Genomic DNA, 24139 nt, shown 5'->3' with positions numbered 1-24139 from the left:
TTGAGTCGTATCCCTTAACCGCGTGGAGTCGCGCTGCTGGCAAGCTTGGGCGCGGTTTTTTCCGGCGCCACTTGCTCCAGGTTGCTGGCTTCAAGCGCTTGTCGTTGTTGGGCCAGGGCGGCGAGGGTTTCCTGGCTGGCCATCGGAATGGTTTCCGGCGCCACCGGAGAGCCCGGACGCACGCGCTGCAGGCCCTTGACGATAATGGTGTCGTCCTTGTTCAAGCCGCTGCGCACGATGCGCAAGCCTTCGATCTTCGGGCCCAGTTCCACGGCGCGATAGGCCGGCTTGTCGCCTTCCATCACCAGTACGAACTTCTTGCCCAGGTCGGTGCCCACGGCTTCGTCGTTGATCAGCACGGCGGAGTAGGTGCCGCTGCCCACCAGCTTCAGGCGCGCATACAGGCCAGGGGTGTATTCGCCCTTGCTGTTATCGAACACCGCACGTCCGCGGATGGTGCCGGTGGCCGGGTTGACCTGGTTGTCGACGAAGTTCATCTGGCCCAGGTGCGGGTTGCCGGTTTCATTCGACAGGCCCAGGTACACCGGCGTGGTCGCGCCGCGACGGCCTTGGCGGGCCAGCTCGGTGTACTTGAGGAACACACGTTCATCGGCATCGAAGTAGGCGTAAACCTTGTCGGTGGAGACCACACTGGTCAGCGCGGTGGTGTCAGCGGTGACCAGGTTGCCGGCGGTGATTTCGGCACGGCTGACGCGGCCGCTGATGGGCGAGGTGACGCGGGTAAAGCTCAGGTTCAACTTGGCCAGGTCCAACTGCGCCTGGATCCCGGCCATGGCGGCGCGGGCTTCCTGGGCGGCGGTGGCGCGCGAGTCGGCCAGCTCGGCGGAGATCGCATTGCTCTGGCGCAGGCGTTCGCCGCGTTGTGCTTCGTTTTCACTGCGGGTGACGGCGGCTTTGGTCTGCGCGAGCTGAGCTTCAAGGCGGCGCACTTCGGCCTGGAACGGGCGCGGGTCGATCTGGAAAAGCAGGTCGCCTTTCTTGACCAAAGCGCCTTCGGTGAAAGCGACTTGGTCAATCTGGCCAGAAACCCGTGGGCGAATCTGTACGGTTTCCGGGGCTTCCAGGCGCCCGGTGAATTCATCCCACTCGTTGACCGGCTGTTCCAGCACCTTGGCCACGCTGACCTTGGCGGCAGGCATGGCGGCCGCTTGGTCCGGGGTCTTGCCGCACGCGCTCATCACCACCACGGCCAATATCGCCAGGGGCAAGCGCAAATGTTTGAGTGACTGTTCCATGAGGTGCATCCGCCAATGTATTTGAGATGGGCGGATCATGCGCGGGGAGGCGGTATGTCACGAATCGAATGAAGCAAAGGTAACTATCATTCGGAATGATATAAGCGCTGGCGACAGCCCCCCAGTATGCAGTTTTAGTTAGGAAGCTATCAATGTGCGTGATGACAAAACACTGTTGTTGCTGACGTATCTAAACTCACCGGTAGTGTCCCGGCCACGCAGGCCGGGACAATCGGATGGCTTTTACGGCTGAGGCTGAGCGGGCTCACCGCTCAATGCATCCATCATGGGTGGGTGTTCCTGCACCGCCTGGCGCAGATCCTCGGTGACCCGCAGCTCGGCGCCCGTCGGCGAGAACGTTGCCGCTGCCGCAAACGGCGCGGGGTTGGCCGGGACGGGGCGTTTGCCGCGTCGCCACAGGAAGAAGGTGACCATGCACAGGTTCACCAGTGCAAATACCCAGAACAGGCCGTTGGCGCCGAACGAGTTCATCACCGGCGAGATCATCATCGGACTGATGGCCGAGCCCAGCGAGTTGATCAGCAACAGCCCCTGGATCATCGGCACCAACGCGTCGGCAGGCGCGCGGTCGGCGGCATGGCTGACGGCGACCGGGTACAGCGCGAACACCGCGCCGCCGAGCAGGAACAGCAGCACCGCAAGCAGCATCGACGACAGGGGCAGCAGTACGATCAGCAGGGACAACAAGGTGCAGGCCACCGCCAAGATGGTCAGCACCTGCAAGCGATCCTTGTGGTCGGACCAGCGTCCTACCGGGTATTGCAGGAGCATGGCGCCGAGGATCGTCCAGGCCATCATGCTGCCGACTTCGCCAACGTTCAGGCCGGCGCGTTGCAGGTACAGCGGCAGCAAGGTGTAGATCGCCGCGATGCTGACCCCCGAGCCGAAACACCCGACCAGCCCGGTCGGCGTCACGCCCAGCAGTTGCCGTGGCTTGAGCGGTTCAACCTGATCCAGCAGGGGCGATACCCGGGGCAGGATCACAATCGGCAATACCGACAACGACGCGAGCATGCCGGCCACCATGAACGGTGCGCTGTCGCTCAGGCCGGCGATTCTGCCCAGCGCCGCCTGGCCCAGCACGCCCGCGCCATACAGCACGATCATGTACAGCGCGAGCAAGCGCCCGCGAATCTTGGCGTCGCCGGCCAGCAGCAGCCAGCTTTCGATCACCAGAAACACCCCGACCGTGGCCCAGCCATTGACCAGGCGCAGCACGAACCAACCCCAGGTGTCATAGAACAAGCCCTGCAGCAGGATGGTCACCGCGATCAGCGAGGCAAAGCTGCCGTAGGCGCGGATATGCCCGATGCGCAGAATCAGCCGGTCATTGAAGACGGCGCCCAGCGTCAGGCCGATGAAGTAGGCCGATGACACGATCCCGATCATCGTGGCCGATGCGCCAGCCGCGTCGAGTCGAAGGGTCGTCAGGGATGAAAGAAAGCCGTTGCCCAGCGCAACAATGAACAGCCCCAGCAAGGGCGCCAGCGCCATGGCCAGCAAACGCGCAGACATAAAGACCTCTGGAAAATCGAACGGCGAAACAGGCGGTCGCCTGCAAACGAGCGCGGGATTCTACGGCTTGCGCATGATTTTCCAAGGGCTGTTTGCTGCGACGTTAGGTCGCAGGGTTGATTGCATAAAGCGCAAGAAAATTTTTCCATCCATCCCCTCCCGCAAAGCTTGCGTCCGGTCGAGCAAAGACCCCGGCAGGCCTGCGTCTTGATAATCCCTGCACTCAACTCCACCGCAGCAACGAGCACCGCGTCCCGCCATGAACCTGCGCACCCTCATCCGTCGTCACTGCCTCAACTCCAGGCTCGCTACGAAGGCACTGACCCGACTGCATAAGTCGCTGTCTTTCCTGGTCACTCACCTGGCCATGCGAGGCTTCGACTCCCGATCCTCTCCGGCCACCCGTGACGTGGCCGCCCTTGATCGTCGCCTCAGTACCCTGTGCCCGGAGTTGGCCGCCACCGTGTTCAGCCACGCCCGCGACGGGATCATCCTGGTCGACCCGTTCGGCCGCGTCATCGCCGTGAACGAGGCCTTCAGCCGGCTCACCGGTTACGGGCGGGACGAAGTGCTGGGGCGAGCGTTGAATGCCCATCCCATGGTGCGTCGGTTGGCGACGTTTTATGCGCCGATGAAGAACGCGCTGGACTTCCACGGGCATTGGTCCGGTGAGATCCAGAGCAGCCACAGGGATGGACGGCAGATGACTTCGCGGATCAGTGTCAGCGCGGTGCATGACCGTCACGGGAACGTCCAGCACTATGTGGCATTGTTCAGCGACATGACGCAGATGAAGCAGCGCCTGCAGTTGCTGGAACGTGATGCCCGGTATGACGCGCTTACCCAGTTGCCCAATCGGTTGCTGTTGGCCGAGCGGATGCGCCAGGCGTTGGGCAAGGCGAAGATTGACCAGCACAAGGTGGCGATTGCGTTCATTGACCTTGATGGGTTCAAGGCGCTTAACGACAGTTACGGCCATGATTGGGGCGATCGGGTGTTGCAGATTGTCGCGGCGCGGATCAACGCGACGTTGCGTGAAGGCGATACCTTGGCGCGGCTCGGTGGCGATGAGTTTGTGGCCGGGCTGGTGGGGTTGCAGGCTGCGCAAGACAGCGAGCCTTTGCTCCAGCGAATGTTGCAGGCGGCCAACGCGCCGATTTTGATTGGCACGCAGACGGTGGAAATTGCCGCGAGTATCGGCGTGGCGTTTTATCCGGAGCATGGGGCGCAGATCGATGGGCTGATCAGCAAGGCGGACCAGGCGATGTATCTGTCGAAAAAGGCCGGGGGGAACCGTTTGGCGTTTTGTCCGATGCGGTGTGTTTCGGCTATCGGGACGTAGGTCTCTACACAGCTTTGGCGAGACGCCGAGCTTGCTCCCCCGTTGGGCCTGGCCGCCTACGACTATCTTACTGATATCCCACAAATCCAACTGTGGGAGGGGGCTTGCCCCCGATGATGGCCTCAGAGCCGACCAGGATGTTGAGTCGATCCCGGTCCAACTGTGGGAGGGGGCTTGCTCCCGATGACGGCCTCAGGGCCGACCAGGATGTTGGATTGGACCGAGTACATATCCGTTTCTGCGGTAACGGCTGCTTAGGGTTCCGCCCTGACGGCGGGTCACTTTGGAAAAGCCCCAAAGTAACCAAAGGGCTCTTGCCCCACCACTCGGCACCTCGCCTAGGCTCGGTGTGCCCTCTCTCCGGCTTGAATCCGTGGGCCGCCGCCACGCGCCATCCATGGCGCGGGGCGGCTAACCCGGCGTCCTGCCGGGTTGCCCACGGATTCAAGCCTGCGTTCGGCCAGCGTGGTTTAACGGGGCGCCTGAGATCAAAAGCAAAAGCGCGGCGGCCTTAGAGCCGACCGGTATCTTGTGTCGATCCCGGTGCAAATGTGGGAGGGGGCTTGCCCCCGATGACGGCCTCAGGGCCGACCAGGATGTTGGATTGGACCGAGTACATATCCGTTTCTGCGGTAACGGCCACTTAGGGTTCCGCCCTGACGGCGGCTCACTTTTGAAAAGCGCAAAAGTAAGCAAAACGCTCTTGCCCACCACTCGGCACCTCGCCTGCGTTCGGCCAGCGTGGTTTAACGGGGCGCCTAAGATCAAAAGCAAAAGCGCCGCGGCCTTAGAGCCGACCGGTATCGTGTGTCGATCCGCGATCCAAATGTGGGAGGGGGCTTGCCCCCGATGGCGGCCTCTGGGCCGACCAGGATGCCGGGGGCATATCCGCTCCTGCGTTCAGCCAGCATGGTTTGACGGGGCGCCTGAGATCAAGATCAAGAGCGCCTCGCTTCGCATCGTGGTTACGTTTGGCGCTGCAGCGTTGTGTAGATGCCTATGGTCAGTAGCGAAGCCTGACGGTGGTGCCAAGCGTGCGTTCGCTGCCGGTCATGACGCCGTAGTCACCGGCGCCGAGCAATGAGTACACGGCGCTGATGTACTGGCGGTCGAAGACGTTGCGCACCCAGCCTTCCACTTCCCAGGCACGGTCCTGGCTGCGTAACCCAAGGCGCAGGTTGGTCAGGCCGTAGCCGGGTTGATAGCTGCCTTCGCCGCCTTCGAGGGTGCCGTAGTAGCCGCTCCTGAAGCTGTAGTCGATAGCGCTGTAGGCTTGCAGTCCATACGCAAGCGGGTGGACGTGGTCGAGGCCGGCGCTGAAGCTCCATTGCGGCGCGTTGTAGAGACGATCGCCGCCGAGGTCGCAGTTCCACTGGCTCGAGGCCGGGGGGCACGGGGCGTTGGGGAAGCTGCGGTAGCGCGCATCGCTCCAGGCCAGGCCCAGGCGGGCGGTGAGTGGGGCGGCGAGTTGCCAGGAGGAATCCAGTTCGATGCCGCGCAGGCGGACTTTGCCGACGTTGATCAGGTTGTCGCGCAGCGGTGGCGCGAACGGCGAGGTCGGCGGGCTGTAGGTGAGCGCCTGGTAGTTGTCGACGTCGGTCTGGTAGACGGCAAGGTCGAGCATCGCGCGCTCTTCCCAGAAGCGCGTCTCCACGCCCAGTTCCAGCGAGGTGGCGCGCTCCGGCTCGAACGTGGGGGCGGCGAACGGGCCGACCACGTCGAAGTTGATCCCGCCGGCCTTGTAGCCCCGCGACCCACTGACATAGCCCATCACCGCATCGTTGAAGCGGTAGCTGGCGCTGAGCAGGCTGGAGAGGCTGTGTTCTTCAATCGAGTCTTCGCGGTAATAACCACCGCCGAGTGCGATGCCACGCAGCAATTGCCCGCCCGCCTGGAAAGCCGGAGGCAATCCATTCAGCGGGGCGAGGTGGCTGACGTCGCGCAAGATCCAGCCGTCCTTGCGTTCCTGGCTGTAGCGCAGGCCGCCGGTGAGCTCCAGCCGATCTATCGGACGCCAGGACACCTGACCGAAAACGGCGCGGCTGTCGCCTTTCTGTTCGCCATCGGAGCGTTGCCGGGCGCCCTCCAGCAGCATGGCCGGGACCTGGTCTGGCGCGGTGAAGGTGATGCCATAGTTTTTTTTCAGCGACGCCAGTTGGTCGCCGACGAACCATGGCGCGGCGTCCTTGCCGAATTCGACGTCGATCCTGCGGTCGAGCTGCTGACGCAGGAAATACAGCCCGGCGACATAATCGATGGACGGGCCGGCCGTGCCGGACACACGCCATTCCTGGCTGAACTGCCGGTGACCCAGCGCGGTTTCGGACTCGGCGACCGACAGCGCCGTGCTGTCGCCGTCGCGGGTCGCGCGGTAATCCCAGTCGCGGTAGGCGGTGATGCTGGTAAAACGCGTGGCCGCGTCCAGATCCTGGTTCAACTCCAATGACACGCCGTTCTGCATGGTCTGCGGACGGCCCGGTGCGTCGACGCGTGTCTCGCGTTGGTAAGGGGAGGGTTCTGCCAGCGCATAGCCAAGGAACCTGGCGCGCTGGCGCGTCTGGGCGCTGTAGTGGTTGGCCAACAGCACATTGCCGGCCTCCTTTTGCTCGGTATGGTCGGCGATCAGGCGCGCGCTGAACTCCGGGTTCGGCGTCCACAGCAATTGCCCGCGCAGGCCCTGGCTGTCGGTGTCGCCGAGGCGCGTGCCATCCTGCAGGTTGCGCACTGAGCCATCAGCCGAACGGTTGAACACGTTGAGGCGCCCGGCCAGTACGTCATCCTGCAGCGGCCCGGAAACCACGCCGCGGTATTCGCGCAAACCGTGCTCGCCCTGGCTGGCTTCAAGGCTGGCTTCAGGTTCAAAGGTGGGTGGGCGGGTGATGATGCTCAGCGCGCCAGCGCTGGTGTTCTTGCCGAACAAGGTGCCTTGCGGCCCGCGCAGGACTTCGATGCGCTCGATGTCCATCAACTCGGTGAAGGCCATGCCCTGGCGCGCCTGGTAAACACCATCGACGTAGGTGCCGACGCTGCCTTCCAGGCCATCGTTGTAGGGGGTGGCGCCCAAGCCGCGCAGTCCTAACCCGGCGAAGCGGGCGTCATGACCGGACACCACCAGGCCAGGTACCCGCTGCTGGATGTCCTGAAGCCGATGCAGGCCGGCCTCGTCCAGTTGATCACCATAGAGCACGCTGATTGGCATCGGTACGTCTTGCACCGCTTCCTCGCGGCGCCTGGCGGTGACGGTTGATTCATCCAGCGTGAGCAGGCCGGGTGCTTCTGGTGCGGCATGTGCCGGCGCCCAGGGCAGTGCCACAACACAGCCGAGCCAGAGCAGCCGATAACCCGGACCCGGCATGCTAAACCTCCCTGGCCATCTCGCGACGCACCGTGTCCGGGCAGGCCAGCGCCTTGACCCAGGCCAGCAATGCTCGGCTGTCGGCGGGCTTGACCAGTACCGCGTCGAACGCCAGGGCATCCGGATAATCCTGCGGCCGGCGTGGCGGGACCGCTGAATACAGCATCACGGGCAGAGGCCCGCAGTGATTGCGCACTTGCCGCAGCAGCTCCCAGCCGTCCATGCCGAGCATCATCTGGTCGCTGATCAGCAGATCGACCGTTTGTGCGGCCAGGCAGGCCAGGGCGGCTTCGCCGTCCGCCGCCAGGCTCACGTCAAACCCATAGCCGGCCAGCAGGTCGTACAGCCATTCGCTGTTCTGCAAAGCGTCATCCACCAGCAGAATATGTTTGCCCCGGCCGTCGAGCGGCGCGGCGTTGTTGTCGACGATGCCCAGTTCCAGATCCTGTTCCCCGGCGCAGTTGAGTCGCAGGCGAAAACTGAAGTGGCTGCCGCCCTGTTCACTGGCCTGTGGTTCGAGCCGGCTGTCCATGCGCGCCAGCAACTGCGTGACAATCGACAAGCCCAGCCCGCTGCCGTCATAGCGCTGCGCATTGCGGCCACGGCGGAACGGTTGCAGCAGGTGTTCGAACTCATGTGGGTCGATGCCGATACCGGTGTCGATCACGCTGAAGCGCAGCGCCACGCTCTCAGCCGTCGCGCCCGTGTCAGCGCTGACTTCAAAACGGATCTGGCCGTCGCGGGTGAACTTTGCCGCGTTCGCCAGCAGGTTCATGAGGATTTGCCGAAGACGTGTGAAGTCGGCCTCGACCAGTGGCGGCAGGTCATCGGCCAGCCGCGCTTCGAAGGTGTTGCCCTGGCGCGCGGCGAGAAAGCCGGCCTCATCGGCGATTTCCTTGAGGAAGCCGTACAGGTAACCCGGCGCGAGTGTCAGTTGCATGTGCTCCAGTTCGCCACGGGAAAATTCGAGCATCTCATCGATCAGTTCCAGTTGCTGGCGCGCATTGCGTTCGATCGTGGCTGGATAATCGCGATTCGGCCCGGCGTGCAGCAGGCGCGCATAGTCGATGATGCGTACCAGCGGCGAGCGCAGGTCGTGACTGATCCGCGCCATCAAGGCGCTGCGCGCCGCCAGGGATTCGCGCAACTGCGCGGTGCGCAGCGCCACCGTGCTTTCCAGGCGTTCGTGCTCGGCCTGGCGTTGTTGTTCAAGGCTGGACAGCGCGTGCCTTTCACGGTCGCGGCTGCGCGCGACTTCCATGATCAGGGTGCATACCAGCAACGCCACGCCCGCCAACGTGGACGATAAGCTGTATTTGCTGGCCGGCGACTGCCAGGGCAACTGTTCCTGCGGGAAGAACATCCGCATCAGCAATTGGCCCAGCAAGAGCCCCGGCACCAGCCAGGCCATCCAGCTGTAACCCAGGCGTCGGCGCCAGGCCATGCATAACGTGGCGAGCAGCACGACATAAAAGCTGATCAGCGACCATTGGACCAGTTGTGCGCCCTGGACCGGATCGACATTCAGCCACCAGAGTCGGCCCAGAATGCAGCCCGACAGGGGCAACCCATAGCTCCAGCCAATGGCTTTGGGCAGGCGCGATACCTGCAGCAGCACGCGCATGTAGGCCACAAACAGGATGAACGAGATTACGCTGGCGCAGGTCAGCCACTCGCGCGTCCAGCCCAGCGCAGCGGGCCAGTAGACCAGGTAGCCGTTGAGGATGCCGGTCAGCAGGATGTAGCTGAGCACCGCGCCCGCATTCACGGTCAGCAACCGGGAGCGCAGGATCCAGCCGACGATCAGGCCGAACGGCACGACCAGCAGGACGATGCCAAGGGTGAGTCCGTCGCTCAGGTAGGTCTGTTGCTGACTGCGCAGCAGCGCCGGTTCCGACCACAGTTGCGGCTCCAGCAGCAGTTGGAAATGGCTGGTCACGCGGATGAGCACCGTGACGTGTTCCCCGGCGGCCAGCGAGATCGGGAACGCGGGCTGACGCGTGGGGGGCTGCGGCCAATCGGCCAAGGGATGGGCGCTGCCGGCACGCGCATCACTCCAGTGTCCATCGGCGCGCTGGTAGACGCGAATGTCCTCCAGGCGCGGCGCCCCGACCACCAGCAGGCGCGAACACGTCACGTCGCTCGCGTTGGTGAGCTGCACGCGCAACCAGAACGCCGAGCGGCTATAGCCTTGGGTCGGCCAGCCTGGGCGTGGGGTGGCGAAACGCGCTTCGGGCAGTCGAGCAACATCGTCCACGCCCAAGCGGGCCTGGGTATCCTCGAACACATGCAGCGTGGGCATCAGGTCCAGGTGCTCGGCCCGGCACATATCCACGGGGGCGGCGCGCAGCAGGCCCGCGAATAGCAATGCCATTGTCAGCAACAGGCATTGTAGAAATCGCATCAGGCCTGCTCGTTGCCCAGGGAGTGCTGGCGGAACTGGCTGGGCGTCATGCCGATGCGCTGGCGGAATGCGGTGGTGAAGTTGCACGCATTGCGAAAGCCCACCAGTTCGGCGACGTCCTGCACGCTCATGGCGCTTTCGCAGAGCAGTGCCTGGCCCCGACGCAGCCTTGCATCGCGAATGTAGGCGAACACGGTCAGCCCCAGGTGCTCACGGAAAATCGCCGAGAGGCGTTTTTCATGGGTGCCGACTTTTTGTGCCAGGCAGGGCAGGGAGGGTATGTCGTCCAGTTGATGTTCAATCACTCGCATGGCCGCCCTCAACACGATTTCATCGCCTTGCGGTGCTGGCTCGGCCAGGCTGGCCTGAACGGGTGGCGGCGCTCGCCAGGTCAATTGCAGATGAATCCGGATGCGCGCCAGCACTTCCTCGGGAGCGTAGGATTTGGGGATGTAGTCCACCGCGCCCACAGCCAGCCCTTCGAGGCGTTCCAGTGAGGTATTTGCCGATGACAGGAACAGGATCGGCGTATGCCGGGTGGCCGGCGCTTCGCGTAACAGCCTGCACAGGCTGAAGCCGTCCATGTGTGGCATGTGAACATCCAGCACGATCAGGTCCGGACGCAGGGCAAGTGCCCGTTGATAGCCCTGATGGGCATCGCTGGCAACCGAGACGCGCCAGGACTGGGTCTTGAGCAGAATGAGCGTGGCACGGATATCTTCAGGGGCGTCGTCGATCAGCAGAATATGCGGCACCGCGTTCTTCGCAGTCGCTGCCTGCCTTTCGTGGTGGCCATTGTTCATTCGCCAGGTTCTCTTATCTGTTTTGTTGCCGCGACATCGTCAGCGAACCCGGGGGGATTCGTCGGCAGGCCTTCGCTCGGGGGTTGTCTGCCTGCCGGATTGCCGCACTTTAGAGCGTTTTGCAACGATAAGTCACGTCACGCCTTCTTGTGGAAATGCAGCTCTTCAGCCACGGCGATGAACTGGCGCAGCAGGCGGGTTTCGATCATTTCCTCTGTTCCTTCATTGAACTGATCAGCAGGCTTACATGGACTCGACATTAACTTGATATTAATCAGGCATCGACTTTGGCTGCCGTTAGTATTAAACAGGTCCGACAGACATTGTTAGGGTGAAGGGCACTCCAGAGGAAATAGCCAATGAACTTTACCGGAAGAACTGCGATTGTAACGGGCGCCGGTCGGGGGCTCGGCTTTAGTTATGCGCGCCGGTTAGCCACCTTGGGCGCCAACGTCGTGATCAGTGATGTCGGGGCCGATAAGCTGGGCGCAGGGGGCGATGGTTCGATTGTCATGCACGCGGTGCAAACCCTCAATGCGTTGAGCATGGAAGGTGCACCCGTGGGCATCCTGGTCAACACGGTATCGCCGGTGGCCAAAACGCGTATGTGCGGCCCCGTCGATCTGGCCCGCGTCAAAGCCGCCAGTGCCGAGCAGGTTGCCCAACGTTGGAACGAAATCAAGGAGTGTTGAGTATTTCTGCTCAGCAAGCGGTGACTTTTCCGAGGTCGAGTTCTCTGCTCTTTGGTGATGGGATCTTTCGACGTACGTTTTCGTACAACACGTGCTAAAGAAAGAAAAAGCGCGCCGATACAGTCTTTGAGGTTTGAGTAAACCAGGTGTTCTGCGGGTTTGCCTTCGTAGTGTGCATTTACACGCCTCTATACGGCCAGGGAAAGGCCCATCTCGGGACTTACACAATGCTCAACAAACTCAGCATTTCGCAAAAGCTCTATGTCAGCTTCTTCATTATTGTGTTGTTGATTGGACTGTTGGTAATAAGCGCTTACCGGGGCTTTGGGCAGGTTGAAGAGGCGACCAGGAGTAACGTTCACAGCTATGAGGTTCTCAGTGGCATTCAGGTAGCGCTTGAACAATTGATCAATATTGAAACCGGCATGCGCGGTTTTGTCATATCGTCAAAAGATGCTTTTCTGGAACCGACGATAGCGGGAGAAAAACGCTTTGGCGAAGTGTTGGCCCTACTGAAAAACCTGACGGCCGATAATGCGCAGCAACAGCAACGCCTCGCTGCATTGGGCGACACCCAGAAGCGTTGGATCGACGAAGATGTCCACCCGATCATTGCCCAGCGCCGAGATTTGACCCAGCGCAATGCACCTGACGAAGAGCTGGACCAGCGCATTGCATCGGGCGCTGACAAGACCAAGATGGACAGCATGCGCGCTGTGTTATCGCAGATTGCTGACGCCGAGAACAAACTCCTGGATACCAGAACTCAGCAAATGACCGACGCCAAGCATTTTGCGTTGCTGGTCCTGTTTTGCGGCGGCGTTGCAGCGGCGATTCTGTCCGTGATTCTGGCCACGTCTTTGGGCCGAAGCACCACCGCGCGCCTGCAACTGGCGATTGACGCCGCCACGGCGATTGCCAACGGCAGACTCGACACCGTGATCGACACAAGCAGCCATGACGAGTTGCCCAAAGCCTTTGACCGTATGCAGAACCGCCTGCGTGAAATGATTCAACAGATCAGTCAGGCCGCCAGTCAACTGGTCGTGGCTGTGCAGCAAATATCCGGTGCATCCGAGCAGCTTTCCGGCGCCATTCAAGAACAATCAACGTCGGCGTCGATGATGGCGGCCACCGTCGAAGAACTGACGGTCAGTATTCATCACGTCTCCGAAAACGCGGATGAAGCCCACAAGTTGGCGACCCGTTCAGGCCAGCAGTCGAACGACGGTGCACAGGTCATTGAAAATACCCTGTCCAGCATGATGGGGATTGCCAAGACGGTGCAGCTTTCCTCCACGCAGGTCGCGGGGTTGGGTCAACACTCGGAGCAAATTTCCTCGATCGTCAGTGTCATCCAGGGCATCGCTGATCAGACCAATCTACTGGCACTCAACGCCGCGATTGAGGCGGCCCGCGCGGGTGAGCAAGGTCGTGGGTTCGCGGTGGTAGCCGATGAGGTGCGGCTGCTGGCGCAGAACACTGGCAAGTCGACCAAGGAAATCGCGAGCATGATCGAGAAAATTCAGCTTGGCGTACGCGACACCGTTGAAAGCATGCGCAGCGGCGTTCAGGAAGTGGATCATGGCGTGGAAATGGCGGGTACTGCCGGTCACGCCATTGTCGAGATCCGCGACAGCTCGGACAAAGTCCTGAAAGTGGTCGATCAAATCTCGTTTGCCTTGCGTGAACAAACGGCTGCAAGCCAGGATGTTGCGCGTAATGTCGAGCGCTCAGCGCAGATGGCTGAGCAAAATAATATGTCCGTCCAGGAGTTGCTTAAAACCAGCGGCGGATTAAAAAGCCTTGCCACCAGCCTGCAACTTGAAGTGAGCAAGTTTCAGCTCTAGCGTTCTGGTTGTTGGAGCAAGAGGCAAATACGCCAGCCGGAAAACAGACAGGTGTGTGGACGTGACGCCATTGTCCGGCGAACACACCTGTCTGCTGCCATCACCTGAGGTGAAGGTGTCGCAACTCATCGGGCAGGCGATCTGCCCCACCAGAACGCTGGTTGGCGAACAGCTCGTCTTCCAGTTCCGCGCGGGACTTTGCTGGGTATGAGGAGAACTCATATCCCCATGACTTTTAATGGTTACAGCCCCTTCGACCCCCGATGTTAAAAAATCGCAAACACAGCTCATCAATAACAAAAAGAGCGTTTGCAATCATGACTAAGCCCCTCTGCCGCGTCCTCGCCAGCCTCGTGTTGCGCTCTTCTTACCCCGATGTTTACCACGCGATCTTCAAGACCTGCGTGCGCTTCTGATCACCCAAAATAAATCCAAAAAGAGTAATGACTCATGAAAGAACTCGACCTGTACATCGGTGAAGGTTTTGAAGGACCAGGCGTGAACGCCGCGCACATCAACATTCTGATCGGCCCGCGTAACGGTCCGGCGGGGCAGGCGTTTGCCAACAGCCTGGCGTCGCCGAGCCAGGGGCATTGCCCGTTCATGGTGATCGCCCAGCCGAACATTCCGGTCAAGCCGATGACGCTTTACGTCAACAAAGCTGCGATCAGCAGCGACCTGCATGGCAACGCCACCTGGGGCGCGTCCCAGGCCGGGATCGCCAAGGCTGTGTTGGAAGCGCTGCTGGACGGCACCTTGCCGCCGGAAGCCGAAGACGAGTGGGCGATTGTCACGGCCAACTGGGTCAACCCGGCCTGCGATGACCTCGATGCGGTGTACCTGAACAACTACAACGCCTGCCGCACCGCGATCCGCGCCGCCCTGACCGGCAAACCGGAAACCGCGCAACTGGCGGATGTGGTCGCTCACATCAGCAACCCTTTCTACACCCCAAAAGCCTGAGGTCTGCGCCATGCAATACATTCGTTTGGGCAACTCCGGCCTGCAAGTCTCCCGCCTGTGCCTGGGCACCATGAACATGGGCACCCCGGACTGGAAACCGTGGATCTTCGATGAAAAGCAAAGTGAGCCGATCGTCGCCCATGCCCTCGACAACGGGGTGAACTTCATTGACCTGGCAGACTTCTATTCCGCCGGCGTCGGCGAGGAAGTGGTGGGGCGCATCGTCAAGCGCCTGGCTCGCCGCGAAGACCTGGTGATCACCACCAAGGTTGGCTACGGCACCCGCAACGGCATCAATGCCAGCGGCCATTCGCGCAAGCACATCATGGACAGCATCGACGCTTCGCTCAAACGTCTGAACATGGATTACGTCGATGTGTTCATGCTGCATTACTTCGACCTGAATACCCCGGTCGAAGAAACCATGAGCGCCATGAATGACATCGTGCGCGCCGGCAAAGCCCGCTATATCGGTGTCTCGACCATGCTCACCGGACAACTGGCAAAAATCCTCATGGCCTGCGAACGCAATGGCTGGGTCAAGCCGATCAACATGCAGCTGCAACTGAACTGCGCCTACCGCGAAGAAGAGCGCGAGATGATTCCGTTCTGCCGCGACCAAGGCCTCGGCGTCTCGGTGTTCAGCCCGCTGGCTCGCGGCTTGTTGACCGGCGATGTGCAATCGACCCGCAACCAGACCGACTTTTTCACCCAGCAGATGTACAGCGACGAGGCCTCGTTCGAGATCGCTCATTCGGTGCAGCGCGTGGCGCGGGCCCGTGGTGTCTCGAACGCGCAGATCGCTCAAGCCTGGGTTGCCAATCATCCGGGCGTCGATTGCATGCTGGTCGGCGCCGACACCACCGCGCAGTTCGACAGTGCCTTGGCAGCCTTGGAAACCAGGCTCGACGCCGAAGAACTGCATGAGTTGGAACGCAACTACACCCCGTGCGACGTGATCAACGATTACACCGCCGGCAAACGCATCCTGCGCTCGGCTCGCCCGGGTCTGGAACGCTTTACTCTGACCGAGGCTGTGGCATGAGCACGCTGATCCGTAACGGCAATTTTATCGACGGCCAATGGTCGAGCGGTGGTGCGACCTATCCGGTGTTGAACCCGGCCAATGGCGAAGTGATCACTGACGTGCAAAAGGCCGGCGCCGAGGAAACCAACCTCGCCATCGCCGCCGCCAACCGTGCCTTGCCGGCCTGGCGAAAATTGACCGCCAAAGAACGCAGCCAGCGCCTCAAGCGCTGGAGCGAACTGATGTTGAGCAACCAGAAAGACCTGGCCACGTTGCTCAGCCGCGAACAGGGCAAACCGCTCGCTGAAGCCATGGGTGAATTGGTCTACGCTGCAAGTTTTCTGGAATGGTTCGCCGAAGAAGCCAAGCGCGCTTACGGCGACGTAATCCCGAGCCATAAGGCTGATGCGCGAATCATTGTGGTCAAGGAGGCCATCGGCGTGGTTGCGGCGATCACCCCTTGGAACTTCCCGCTGGCGATGGTCACGCGCAAGGTCGGTCCGGCGCTGGCGGCGGGTTGCACAATGATTCTCAAACCATCGGAAGAGACGCCTTTGTCAGCTTTCGCCTTGGCGGTGTTGGCCGAGCAGGCGGGGATTCCGGCCGGCGTGTTCAACGTCATCTCGGGTGATGCAGTGGCGATTGGCGGCGCGCTGCAAGCGAGCGGCATCGTGCGCAAACTGTCGTTCACCGGCTCGACCCGCACCGGCAAGCTGTTGATGCGCCAAGCGGCGGATACGTTGAAAAAAGTCTCGCTGGAATTGGGCGGCAACGCGCCGTTCATTGTGTTCGACGACGCCGATCTGGATGCTGCCGTCAAAGGCGCGATGGCCTCGAAATTCCGCAACACCGGGCAGACCTGCGTCTGCGTGAACCGCTTCTTTATCCAGGACGGCGTGTACGAAGCGTTCACCGGCAAACTCGCCGAAGCGGTCGCCGCGATGCGCGTCGGCAGCGCACTGGACGGTGAAACCGAGCAAGGTCCACTGATCAACGCGGCGGCGTTGGCCAAGGTTGAGTTGCACGTGAGTGACGCCTTGAAGAAGGGCGCCACGTTGTTGTGCGGCGGTCGTCGTCATGCGCTGGGCGGCACCTTCTACGAGCCGACCATCCTCTGCGACGCCAACAGCGACATGCTGATCGCTCAGGATGAAACCTTCGGCCCGGTAGCGGCGTGCTTCCGTTTCAAGGACGAAGCCGAAGTATTGCAACGGGCGAATGACACACCCTACGGATTGTCGGCGTACTTCTACAGCCGCGACATTGGCCGCGTCTGGCGCATGGCCGAAGGTTTGGAGGCCGGCATGGTCGGGATCAACGAAGGCATCATCTCCACGGAAGTCGCGCCGTTCGGCGGCATCAAGGAGTCGGGGCTGGGTCGCGAAGGCTCCAGGTACGGTCTGGAAGACTATCTGGAAATCAAATACCTGTTGATGGGCGGCCTCTGACCCCCAACCGTAATCCTTGTGGGGGCGAGCGAACTCACTCCCACAGGTTCAAGCGCTGTCGATTTCATTTCTCCGTCAATAACAACAATTGGAGACGAACATGTCCGCTCAATCGATAAAGATCGATGACCTGCCCATCGGGCGCTTTCATATCAAAATTGCCGGTCTCACGTTCGGCGCGCACTTCACCGACGGCTACATCCTCGGCCTGATCGGTATTGCTTTCACGTTGCTCAGCCCGCAGATGCAGCTCGATGCCTTCTGGCAAGGCCTGATCGGCGCTTCGGCACTGATTGGCCTGTTTCTTGGCAGCCTGTTCTTCGGCTGGATTTCCGACAAGGTCGGTCGGCAGAAAATCTTCCTGGTCAGTTTTGTCCTGATCACCATTGCTTCGGTCATGCAGTTCTACGCCGAAACTGCGATGCAGCTATTCCTCTGCAGGGTAATAATCGGCATTGGCCTGGGCGGCGACTTCAGCGTCGGCCATGCGATGCTCGCGGAGTTTTCGCCGAAAAAACACCGGGGCGTGTTGCTCGGTTCATTCAGCGTTATCTGGACGTTCGGCTACGTCGCCGCGACCTTCGTCGGCACCGCGATGCTCAGCCTGGGGGATGACGCCTGGCGCTGGATGCTGGCTTCATCGGCAATTCCGGCGGCGCTCATCCTGATCGCGCGAATCGGCACACCCGAGTCACCGCGCTGGCTGGTCAATCAGGGGCGGATCGCCGAAGCACGGGCGATTGTCAAAAAACACCTGGGTGAGAATGTCGAACTCGATGAAACCCGCTCCACCGAAACCCGTTCCGGCTACGCGGTGCTGTTCAGTCGTGAATACCGCAAACGCACTGCTTTCAACTGCCTGTTCTTCGTCTGCATCGTCATGCCGTACTTCGCTATCTACACCTTCCTGCCGTCGATCCTGCAGAAGATGGGCTTGGCGGAGGGCTTTGGCACCGAGTTGATGCTCAACATGCTGCTGATCCTCGGCGCATTGATCGGCATCTGGTGCACGGTGAAGTTCTCGCGCCGAGGCTTCCTGATCAACTCGTTCATCATCCTCGCGGTAGCCTTGTTCCTGCTGGCGGTATTGCCGGGCAGTGCGGCGTTCCTGATGGTGCTGGTGTTCGGCGTGTTCACGCTGGTGTTGTCGGCGGTGAGCAATCTGGTGGGCGTGTTCCCGGCCGAGAGCTTTCCGACCGAAGTGCGGGCCAGCGGTATTGGCCTTGCTACGGCGGTGAGTCGTTTGGGCTCGGCGGTCAGCACGTTCCTGTTACCGGTGAGCGTGGCGGGTATCGGCTTGAGTCCGACCATGGGCATATTGGCGGCTATTCTGGCGTTGGGGGCGATCATTTCCTGGGCTTGGGCGCCGGAGACCAAATCCCTGACGCTGAGCCAGGCGTGCAAGGCGCAGAGTCCGGTGGAGAGCGGGGCGCCCGTTGCGGTGAAAGTCGTAGCGCCCATCTAAAACCTACCACCAGCCCAATGTGGGAGCGGGCAAGCCCGATCCCACAGGGGACGTCGGTGTTTCATGGATTGCTGACCAACCCCAACCAGTCCGTAAACAGCCGCACTTTCGACAACCCCTGTTTATCATTCGCCACATCCAGCCAATACCCATAGGGCCCAAGCACTTCCACAGCAGTGATCGGCAACAGGCTGCCATTGGCCAGTTCCTTTTCAATCATCTGTCGGTCAATCACCGCCAGCCCACCGCCGGCCAGTGCCGTGTGGATCACCTGGTCCAGCGTGCTGAACTCCAGTCCTTGCGTAGCATCGACATCCTCGCGGCCCATCGCCGCCAACCAGTTCTCCCACACCTTCAAGCGTTTGCCATCATGCAGGATGTGCAGCAGTGGAAACTGGCGCAGATCCGGCGGCTGGCCGTTGACGAACAACTCCGGGCTGGCCACTGCCATATGCCGTTCCATCACCAGCAACTGACTGCTGCAATGGTTGGCCGCTTCGAGGCCGAAGCGGATGTGGCAGTCGATTTCCGCGAGGCTGTCGTTACCGTTCTGTTGGGTCACGCTGAGGCTGATGTCCGGGTAGCGTTGGCAGAATGCGCGCAAGTGCGACGACAACCAGCGCGTGGCCCAAGTCGGTGGCGCAACTATGCGCAGGCGTTGGCGCAGGTTGGGCACGCGCACCGCTTGCAGGGCGCGCTCGATGTGGTCGAAGGCGTCGCTCAGTTGCGGGGAGAGGGCCCGGCCGGTTTCGGTCAACGACAGGCCTTGGGGCGTGCGGATGAATAGCGTCACACCGAGATAGTCTTCAAGCTGCTTGATCTGACGGCTGACCGCGCCTTGGGTAACGTTCAACCCCAACGCTGCCTGGCTGAAACTGCGGTGCCGAGCAACTTCTTCAAAGACGCGCAGCATGTTGAGCGAGGGCAGTTGACGCATGAAAGGGTGACTCCATACCCGCCTTCGACGCGGTAGTGCGCGGGCAGGTTTATTGTTTTGGGTGAATATTGTGTATGGCGTATCTGACTCCTGTCTGAGGGTGGGCTGCAAGTGGTGTTTGGGCAAAAGTCTTCGCGGGCAAGCCTTAATGCCGTGTAGGAGCGAGCTTGCTCGCGAAAAACGTCAACGATAACGTGTGCTTCCTGGATAAATGTGGCGCCTGTGGGTTCTTCGCGAGCAAGCTCGCTCCTACAAGGGATTGCGTGTTCCTTGCAGGAACGAGGTTTGCGCGCGAAGGCGTGCTCAAGAACGCCAAAAATCATGGATCAGAAGTAATACCCAATGTTCATGTACAGCTGATTCTCCCATTGGTTACTCCCACCAGCCGCCAGACTCTGGGTGTAGCTGCTGCCACCAATGTACGGATCATTTTTTCCGTACAACCATTCCGTCGCGATCCACAGTTTGCTGAAGGAAAACGAGGTCCCCAGAATCAATCGTTGCGACGTCTTGAACGCGTCGGCGGACTTGTCGAAGGCGCTGTAGTTGGCGTACAGCTTCACACCGCTTATCTGGTCGAACAGGTATTTGCCGGCGACGTCGTAGCTCAGGTCGGCGACGTACAAGTTGCCGCGACTGGCGACGTTGTAGGTGCCGTCGTATCCGCCGAGCGTAACCACTTCATCGCTGCCACGGTTGCGCGGCGACATCTGTTGCCGCGCCGCTTGCAATTGCACGCCCCATGGGCCGTTCTTGCCGAGGTAGTGCACGGCCACCGCGTTGCGGCGGCCATCGTTATCGGTGTCCTTGTTTTCCAGGGTCGAGGTCAGGCCGGAGAGGCCGATTTCGGATTTCCACCCGCCCAGGTCCAGGGCTTTGGCCACGCGCAGCACCACGGTATTGCGCTCCTGGTTGTCGCTGCCGTCGCCTACGTAGCTGTCGGCCCCGGACACCACGCTGGAATACGTCACCCCTTTGCTCGTGCCCTTGCCTTGCCACGCCGGGCGCAGGTAGTAGCCGGCCTGGATGTTCCAGTCGCCACTTTGCTGGATGTATTTGGCGCCGACTTGTTGCACATCTTCCAGGCCGATGACGTTGCCCAGGGTTTCGTAAAAGGTGCTGCCGAAGTAAGGCTGCAACCCGAACGGCACGGTATTCAGGCCTACCTGCACTTGTTGGTCGGGATTGAACTTGTAGCCGACCCAGGCGAACTTGGCGAACTGGATATCGCCGTAATTCTTGGTGTACTGGTAGGGATAGGAGCGACCGTAGAAGCGGTATTGGGCCTCGCCGATCCAGGTGTCAGAGTTGTACTTGGCGCTGAGGAACACCGTGTCCAGTCCGAACTTCTGGATGTCACGGTCCGGATCGTAATCCCAGCGCGCCCGGATGGCGCCGCCGAGGTCGAGGTTGTCGGTGACCTGTACTGCCATGGCCGGGGCCGCGAAGGCGCCGAGCAGCGGAATGAGGACGATGGAACGGACCGCAATCTGGGTGGTAGTGCGCACAGTGATACTCCTGATTTTTTAGTTATGGTTGGCAACAGCAGCCCACGCCGCAACGAACGCTGCGACTTGGGAAAAGGGTTATTGACTCAGTGGGTATGCGGTCGGATCAGCCTCAGCGCAGGTTCTGTGACAGGCACCACGGGGATCGCCGAAGCGCCGGGGGCCGCAGCGAGCAAGGTCTGTGTGTAGGTGTTTTGCGGACGCAGCAACACCTGTTCGGCCGTTCCATATTCCACGACTTCGCCCTGGCGCATCACCGCGATGTAGTCACTGATCTGCGCCGCCACGCGCAGGTCGTGGGTGATGAACAAGATGCTCAGGTTGAGGCGCTGTTGCAGCTCGGCGAGCAGCTCCAGCACCTGCTTTTGCACCGAGACATCCAGCGCCGAGACGCTTTCATCGGCGATCAACACTTCCGGGCGCATCGCCAGGGCACGCGCGATGCCGATGCGCTGGCGCTGACCGCCGGAGAACTGCCGGGGTTTGCGCTTGAGGGCGTCACGCTTAAGCCCGACCTGTTCCAGCAAATCACCGGCCTCGGTCCACGCATCCCTGGCCGACAAACCGCGCAATTGCGCCGCGCGGGCGATGATGTCGCCGACCCGATGGCGTGGATTGAGCGAGCCGTACGGGTCCTGGAAAATCATCTGAATCCGCCGCCGATTGGCCGCCAGCGCAGAGCCGCGCAACGCGAGAAAATCCGTGTCACCCACCCAGACGTGGCCGCTGTCGCTTTCCACCAGCCGAATCGCCGCTTTCACCAGGGTGCTTTTGCCCGAGCCTGACTCGCCGACAATCGCCAGCGTCTTGCCCCGTGGCAGTTGCAGCGAGACATCCTTGAGCGCCGGAATCAACCGGCCACCGACGTTATAGGTCTTGGTCAAGTGCTCGATGCGCAGCGCCAGCTCACCGTCGGCGCACGGCGCGTGCAGCTCTGGGTGCAGGGCCGGCACAGCGGCGATCAACTTGCGGGTGTACGGGTGTCTTGGCGAGTTGAGCACTTGATCGCGTTCACCGATTTCCACCAGCACGCCGCCCTCCATCACCGCGATGCGGTCAGCGATTTCCGCCACCACGCCGAAGTCGTGGGTGATGAACAGGATGCCGTGTTGACCACGACCGCGCAGGTCGCGGACCAGTTTCAGCACTTGGGCCTGTGTGGTTACATCCAGCGCCGTCGTCGGTTCGTCGGCAATCAGCAAATCCGGGTTCATTGCCAGCGCCATGGCAATCACCACCCGCTGGCATTGGCCGCCCGAGAGTTGATGCGGGAAGCTGTTGGCAATCCGTGGCGGGTCGGGCAATTGAGTCGAGTCGAGCAGGGCGAGCATGCGTTCGCGGCGCTCCGTGGCGGGCATCTGCGGCGCATGAATATCGAAGATTTCTTCGACCTGCTGACCAATGCGAATCGCCGGGTTCAGCGCCGCCATCGGCTCCTGGAAAATCATCGCAATGCGGTTGCCGCGCAGCGTGCGCAGAGCGTTTTCATCCATGCGGCAGATATCGTCGCCGAGGAAATCAATCACGCCTTCACTGTGGCGCAGGCCTTTGGCGTAATCGCCCATGATCGCGGCCGAGAGTACCGATTTGCCGGAGCCCGACTCGCCGATCACACAGAGAATTTCGCCTTTGCGTACGTCCAGGTTGATGCCCTTGACGGCGTGGCTACGATCGGCGCCGGCGGGCAGTTCGATGGAGAGGTTTTCCACGCTCAATACTTGTTGATGACTCATGCTCAGCTCCTTGCGCCTTTCTGGGCGTGCTCGTCCAGACCGTCCGCCAACAGGCTCAGGCCCAGCATCAGGGTGGAGATGGCAATGCACGGGAAGATCACCAAATGGGGGAAGGCGATGGCCATGCTGCGGCCTTCGTTGATCATGCCGCCCCAGTCAGGGGTCGGCGGCGGCAAGCCGAGGCCGAGGAAGCCAAGGGCGCCGATCATGATCGCGGTGTAGCCGATGCGCAGGCAGAAATCGACGATCAACGGGCCGCCGCAATTGGGCAGGATTTCCACCAGCATGATCCGCAGCGCTCCTTCGCCCTGGGTGATGGCGCTGAGCACGTAATCCCGCGAGCGTATGTCGATGGTCAGTGCGCGCATGATCCGGAAGATCGCCGGAGCGCTGGTGAAGGTCACCGCAATCAGAATGTTCAGCGCCGACGCGCCGAGGGCGATGATGATCACGATGTACAGCACCAGCACCGGGAACGACAACACAGTGTCGGCGACATAGGACAGCAGCGCATCGACCCAGCCATTGAAGTAGCCGGCGCACAGGCCCATGGCGATGCCGACGGCAAATGCAGTCAGCGTTGCCAGAATTGACCAGAACAGCACGGTGCGCGTGCCCCAGATCAGCCGCGAGAGAATGTCCCGGCCGATCATGTCGGTGCCGAGCAGAAAGTGCATCCCGTCGCCATCCGGCGTCATCGGCGTCAGCAGCGGGGTGAAGCTTTCCAGCGGATCATGGGGCGCCAACCACGGCGCGAACAGCGCCATCAGCACCCAGCCGCCGACCAGCAGCAAACCAAGTAACGCAAGGGGATGTTTGAACGAATTGAGGAAATTCATTGGCCACCTCCGCCAAGACTGCGCAACGTTATGCGCGGGTTGAGCCAGGTATAGGCCAGGTCAGAGAAGATTTTGGTCGCGCCGACTACGATGCCGCTGATCATTGCGCAGGCTTCGATCAGGTAGACGTCATGGTTGAGCGACGCGGTGTAGAGCAGCGAGCCGAAGCCTTTGTAGGCGAAGAACACCTCGACCACGATCACGTTCGACAGCAGCCACGGGATGTACAGCATGATCACGGTGATGGGGGCGATCAGCACGTTGCGCAGGGCATGGCGCAACACGATACGTGAGGTCGACGCGCCTTTGAGGCGGGCGGTGCGGATGTAGGGTGCCTGCATCACTTCGACCATCGAGGCCCGCGTGATCCGCGCCAGATAACCGATGCCGAACAGGCATAGCACCATCAGTGGCAGCGCCAGTTCCACTGGGTTGAAGCCGTCGCTCATGCTGCTCACGCCCGGCAGCCAGTTAAGCCAGAACACGAAAATCGCCGAGACAAACACCGCACTGGCGAAGTCCGGGATCGAGGTGGTGACGATCGACAGAAACGATACCAGTCGATCCACCGCCGAGCCCTGGCGAATCCCGGCCAGGATACCGAGTGTCAACGCCACCGGTACCATCACTGCCAACGCCAGACCCGCAAGGGTCAAGGTTTGCGCGAGGTTCGGCAGCAGCAGGTCAATCACCGGCTCACGAAAGTGCACCGAAGTGCCCCAGTCGCCGCTGAGAAAATCCTTCAGCCACACCAGGTAGCGCCAGACGAAAGGTTGGTTGTAACCGTGTTCCACCAGCCATGCGGCGCGCTGGTCGGCAGCGGAGTAGGGACCGAGGACGTTGATTGCGACGTCCTCAATGTTCAGTTCCAGGGCCAGGAACACGATCACCGACACCGACAGCAAGGTTGCCGCCAGCGCCAATAACTTGCGCAATAGAAATTCAGCCATGCTGCACGCTCCGGCTAATCAAGGGATGGCG

General features: G+C 61.3%; 18 protein-coding genes and 1 pseudogene. 8 read left to right on the top strand and 11 right to left on the bottom strand.

What is annotated here, in order from left to right:
- Nucleotides 1–14: 14 nt before the first annotated feature.
- Together mexE and J1G34_RS12355 are read right to left on the bottom strand one after the other, a co-directional pair.
- On the bottom strand, nucleotides 15–1256 hold the full coding sequence (gene mexE, locus J1G34_RS12360) for a multidrug efflux RND transporter periplasmic adaptor subunit MexE (protein ID WP_222994122.1): 1242 nt from the start codon (nucleotides 1254–1256) through the stop codon (nucleotides 15–17).
- Between the two features lie 243 nt (nucleotides 1257–1499).
- Entirely contained in the window at nucleotides 1500–2792 is a 1293-nt protein-coding gene (locus tag J1G34_RS12355) for an MFS transporter (protein ID WP_222994121.1), read from the bottom strand.
- A gap of 259 nt (nucleotides 2793–3051) precedes the next feature.
- On the opposite strand from J1G34_RS12355, the gene J1G34_RS12350 reads away from it, so the two are divergent.
- Nucleotides 3052–4134: a sensor domain-containing diguanylate cyclase gene (locus J1G34_RS12350; RefSeq protein WP_222994120.1), complete on the top strand. Its 1083-nt coding sequence runs from the start codon at nucleotides 3052–3054 to the stop codon at nucleotides 4132–4134.
- A 1003-nt stretch (nucleotides 4135–5137) separates the two neighbouring features.
- On the opposite strand, the gene J1G34_RS12345 is transcribed toward J1G34_RS12350, so the two are convergent.
- The 4 genes from J1G34_RS12345 to J1G34_RS27180 form a co-directional block, all read right to left on the bottom strand.
- Nucleotides 5138–7489 (bottom strand): TonB-dependent receptor, encoded by a 2352-nt coding sequence (locus J1G34_RS12345; protein WP_222994119.1) that lies wholly within the window; start codon nucleotides 7487–7489, stop codon nucleotides 5138–5140.
- A gap of 1 nt (nucleotide 7490) precedes the next feature.
- Nucleotides 7491–9893 carry a hybrid sensor histidine kinase/response regulator gene (locus J1G34_RS12340; protein WP_222994118.1) on the bottom strand — a complete coding sequence of 801 codons (2403 nt, stop codon included), beginning with the start codon at nucleotides 9891–9893 and terminating at the stop codon, nucleotides 7491–7493.
- Nucleotides 9893–10696: a response regulator transcription factor gene (locus J1G34_RS12335; protein WP_222994117.1), complete on the bottom strand. Its 804-nt coding sequence runs from the start codon at nucleotides 10694–10696 to the stop codon at nucleotides 9893–9895. The genes J1G34_RS12340 and J1G34_RS12335 overlap by 1 nt, the downstream gene beginning before the upstream one ends.
- A gap of 137 nt (nucleotides 10697–10833) precedes the next feature.
- Nucleotides 10834–10956: a hypothetical protein gene (locus J1G34_RS27180; protein WP_256095207.1), complete on the bottom strand. Its 123-nt coding sequence runs from the start codon at nucleotides 10954–10956 to the stop codon at nucleotides 10834–10836.
- Between the two features lie 99 nt (nucleotides 10957–11055).
- On the opposite strand from J1G34_RS27180, the pseudogene J1G34_RS12330 reads away from it, so the two are divergent.
- The 7 genes and pseudogenes from J1G34_RS12330 to J1G34_RS12300 all read left to right on the top strand — a co-directional run.
- A pseudogene (locus J1G34_RS12330) lies at nucleotides 11056–11385 on the top strand (SDR family NAD(P)-dependent oxidoreductase); the annotation flags it as partial.
- A 230-nt stretch (nucleotides 11386–11615) separates the two neighbouring features.
- The gene (locus tag J1G34_RS12325; protein WP_065893307.1) at nucleotides 11616–13238 is read left to right on the top strand and encodes a methyl-accepting chemotaxis protein; all 1623 of its coding nucleotides are present in this window, start codon (nucleotides 11616–11618) and stop codon (nucleotides 13236–13238) included.
- Nucleotides 13239–13299: 61 nt separating this feature from the next.
- Nucleotides 13300–13449 (top strand): hypothetical protein, encoded by a 150-nt coding sequence (locus J1G34_RS12320; RefSeq protein ID WP_158254517.1) that lies wholly within the window; start codon nucleotides 13300–13302, stop codon nucleotides 13447–13449.
- 239 nt (nucleotides 13450–13688) lie between these two features.
- A complete protein-coding gene (fae, locus tag J1G34_RS12315; protein WP_017845677.1) occupies nucleotides 13689–14201 on the top strand; it encodes a formaldehyde-activating enzyme in 513 nt (170 codons plus the stop codon).
- A 10-nt stretch (nucleotides 14202–14211) separates the two neighbouring features.
- Complete coding sequence (locus tag J1G34_RS12310) at nucleotides 14212–15246, top strand: aldo/keto reductase (RefSeq protein WP_122561693.1); 1035 nt, start codon at nucleotides 14212–14214, stop codon at nucleotides 15244–15246.
- Nucleotides 15243–16676 (top strand): NAD-dependent succinate-semialdehyde dehydrogenase, encoded by a 1434-nt coding sequence (locus J1G34_RS12305; RefSeq protein ID WP_222994116.1) that lies wholly within the window; start codon nucleotides 15243–15245, stop codon nucleotides 16674–16676. Before J1G34_RS12310 ends, J1G34_RS12305 begins: the two co-directional genes overlap by 4 nt.
- Nucleotides 16677–16776: 100 nt before the next feature.
- Nucleotides 16777–18141 (top strand): MFS transporter, encoded by a 1365-nt coding sequence (locus J1G34_RS12300; protein ID WP_222994115.1) that lies wholly within the window; start codon nucleotides 16777–16779, stop codon nucleotides 18139–18141.
- A gap of 61 nt (nucleotides 18142–18202) precedes the next feature.
- Here J1G34_RS12300 and J1G34_RS12295 read toward each other — a convergent pair whose 3' ends face one another.
- From J1G34_RS12295 to J1G34_RS12275, 5 genes are all read right to left on the bottom strand, one after another.
- A complete protein-coding gene (locus tag J1G34_RS12295; RefSeq protein ID WP_222994114.1) occupies nucleotides 18203–19078 on the bottom strand; it encodes a LysR substrate-binding domain-containing protein in 876 nt (291 codons plus the stop codon).
- Between the two features lie 326 nt (nucleotides 19079–19404).
- The gene (locus tag J1G34_RS12290; protein ID WP_240997015.1) at nucleotides 19405–20511 is read right to left on the bottom strand and encodes a hypothetical protein; all 1107 of its coding nucleotides are present in this window, start codon (nucleotides 20509–20511) and stop codon (nucleotides 19405–19407) included.
- 161 nt (nucleotides 20512–20672) lie between these two features.
- On the bottom strand, nucleotides 20673–22319 hold the full coding sequence (locus J1G34_RS12285) for a dipeptide ABC transporter ATP-binding protein (RefSeq protein WP_065893301.1): 1647 nt from the start codon (nucleotides 22317–22319) through the stop codon (nucleotides 20673–20675).
- A gap of 2 nt (nucleotides 22320–22321) precedes the next feature.
- On the bottom strand, nucleotides 22322–23158 hold the full coding sequence (locus tag J1G34_RS12280; RefSeq protein WP_065896893.1) for an ABC transporter permease: 837 nt from the start codon (nucleotides 23156–23158) through the stop codon (nucleotides 22322–22324).
- The gene (locus tag J1G34_RS12275; protein WP_122462729.1) at nucleotides 23155–24108 is read right to left on the bottom strand and encodes an ABC transporter permease; all 954 of its coding nucleotides are present in this window, start codon (nucleotides 24106–24108) and stop codon (nucleotides 23155–23157) included. Before J1G34_RS12275 ends, J1G34_RS12280 begins: the two co-directional genes overlap by 4 nt.
- Nucleotides 24109–24139: the final 31 nt, after the last annotated feature.

This window comes from Pseudomonas sp. Wu6, assembly GCF_019891515.1.
Classification (GTDB): domain Bacteria; phylum Pseudomonadota; class Gammaproteobacteria; order Pseudomonadales; family Pseudomonadaceae; genus Aquipseudomonas; species Aquipseudomonas orientalis_A.
Note: the sequence above shows the minus strand (reverse complement) of the source record. Positions and strands in the feature narration are given on the sequence as shown.

Coding starts and splice junctions, on each gene's coding strand:
- J1G34_RS12325 (WP_065893307.1), top strand. CDS start 11,616: ATGCTCAACAAACTCAGCATTTCGCAAAAGCTCTATGTCAGCTTCTTC.
- J1G34_RS12285 (WP_065893301.1), bottom strand. CDS start 22,319: ATGAGTCATCAACAAGTATTGAGCGTGGAAAACCTCTCCATCGAACTG.
- J1G34_RS12340 (WP_222994118.1), bottom strand. CDS start 9,893: ATGCGATTTCTACAATGCCTGTTGCTGACAATGGCATTGCTATTCGCG.
- J1G34_RS12345 (WP_222994119.1), bottom strand. CDS start 7,489: ATGCCGGGTCCGGGTTATCGGCTGCTCTGGCTCGGCTGTGTTGTGGCA.
- J1G34_RS12335 (WP_222994117.1), bottom strand. CDS start 10,696: ATGAACAATGGCCACCACGAAAGGCAGGCAGCGACTGCGAAGAACGCG.
- J1G34_RS12280 (WP_065896893.1), bottom strand. CDS start 23,158: ATGAATTTCCTCAATTCGTTCAAACATCCCCTTGCGTTACTTGGTTTG.
- J1G34_RS12350 (WP_222994120.1), top strand. CDS start 3,052: ATGAACCTGCGCACCCTCATCCGTCGTCACTGCCTCAACTCCAGGCTC.
- J1G34_RS12305 (WP_222994116.1), top strand. CDS start 15,243: ATGAGCACGCTGATCCGTAACGGCAATTTTATCGACGGCCAATGGTCG.
- J1G34_RS12295 (WP_222994114.1), bottom strand. CDS start 19,078: ATGCGTCAACTGCCCTCGCTCAACATGCTGCGCGTCTTTGAAGAAGTT.
- mexE (WP_222994122.1), bottom strand. CDS start 1,256: ATGGAACAGTCACTCAAACATTTGCGCTTGCCCCTGGCGATATTGGCC.
- J1G34_RS12290 (WP_240997015.1), bottom strand. CDS start 20,511: ATGGCAGTACAGGTCACCGACAACCTCGACCTCGGCGGCGCCATCCGG.
- J1G34_RS12355 (WP_222994121.1), bottom strand. CDS start 2,792: ATGTCTGCGCGTTTGCTGGCCATGGCGCTGGCGCCCTTGCTGGGGCTG.
- fae (WP_017845677.1), top strand. CDS start 13,689: ATGAAAGAACTCGACCTGTACATCGGTGAAGGTTTTGAAGGACCAGGC.
- J1G34_RS12300 (WP_222994115.1), top strand. CDS start 16,777: ATGTCCGCTCAATCGATAAAGATCGATGACCTGCCCATCGGGCGCTTT.
- J1G34_RS12275 (WP_122462729.1), bottom strand. CDS start 24,108: ATGGCTGAATTTCTATTGCGCAAGTTATTGGCGCTGGCGGCAACCTTG.
- J1G34_RS12310 (WP_122561693.1), top strand. CDS start 14,212: ATGCAATACATTCGTTTGGGCAACTCCGGCCTGCAAGTCTCCCGCCTG.
- J1G34_RS27180 (WP_256095207.1), bottom strand. CDS start 10,956: ATGTCGAGTCCATGTAAGCCTGCTGATCAGTTCAATGAAGGAACAGAG.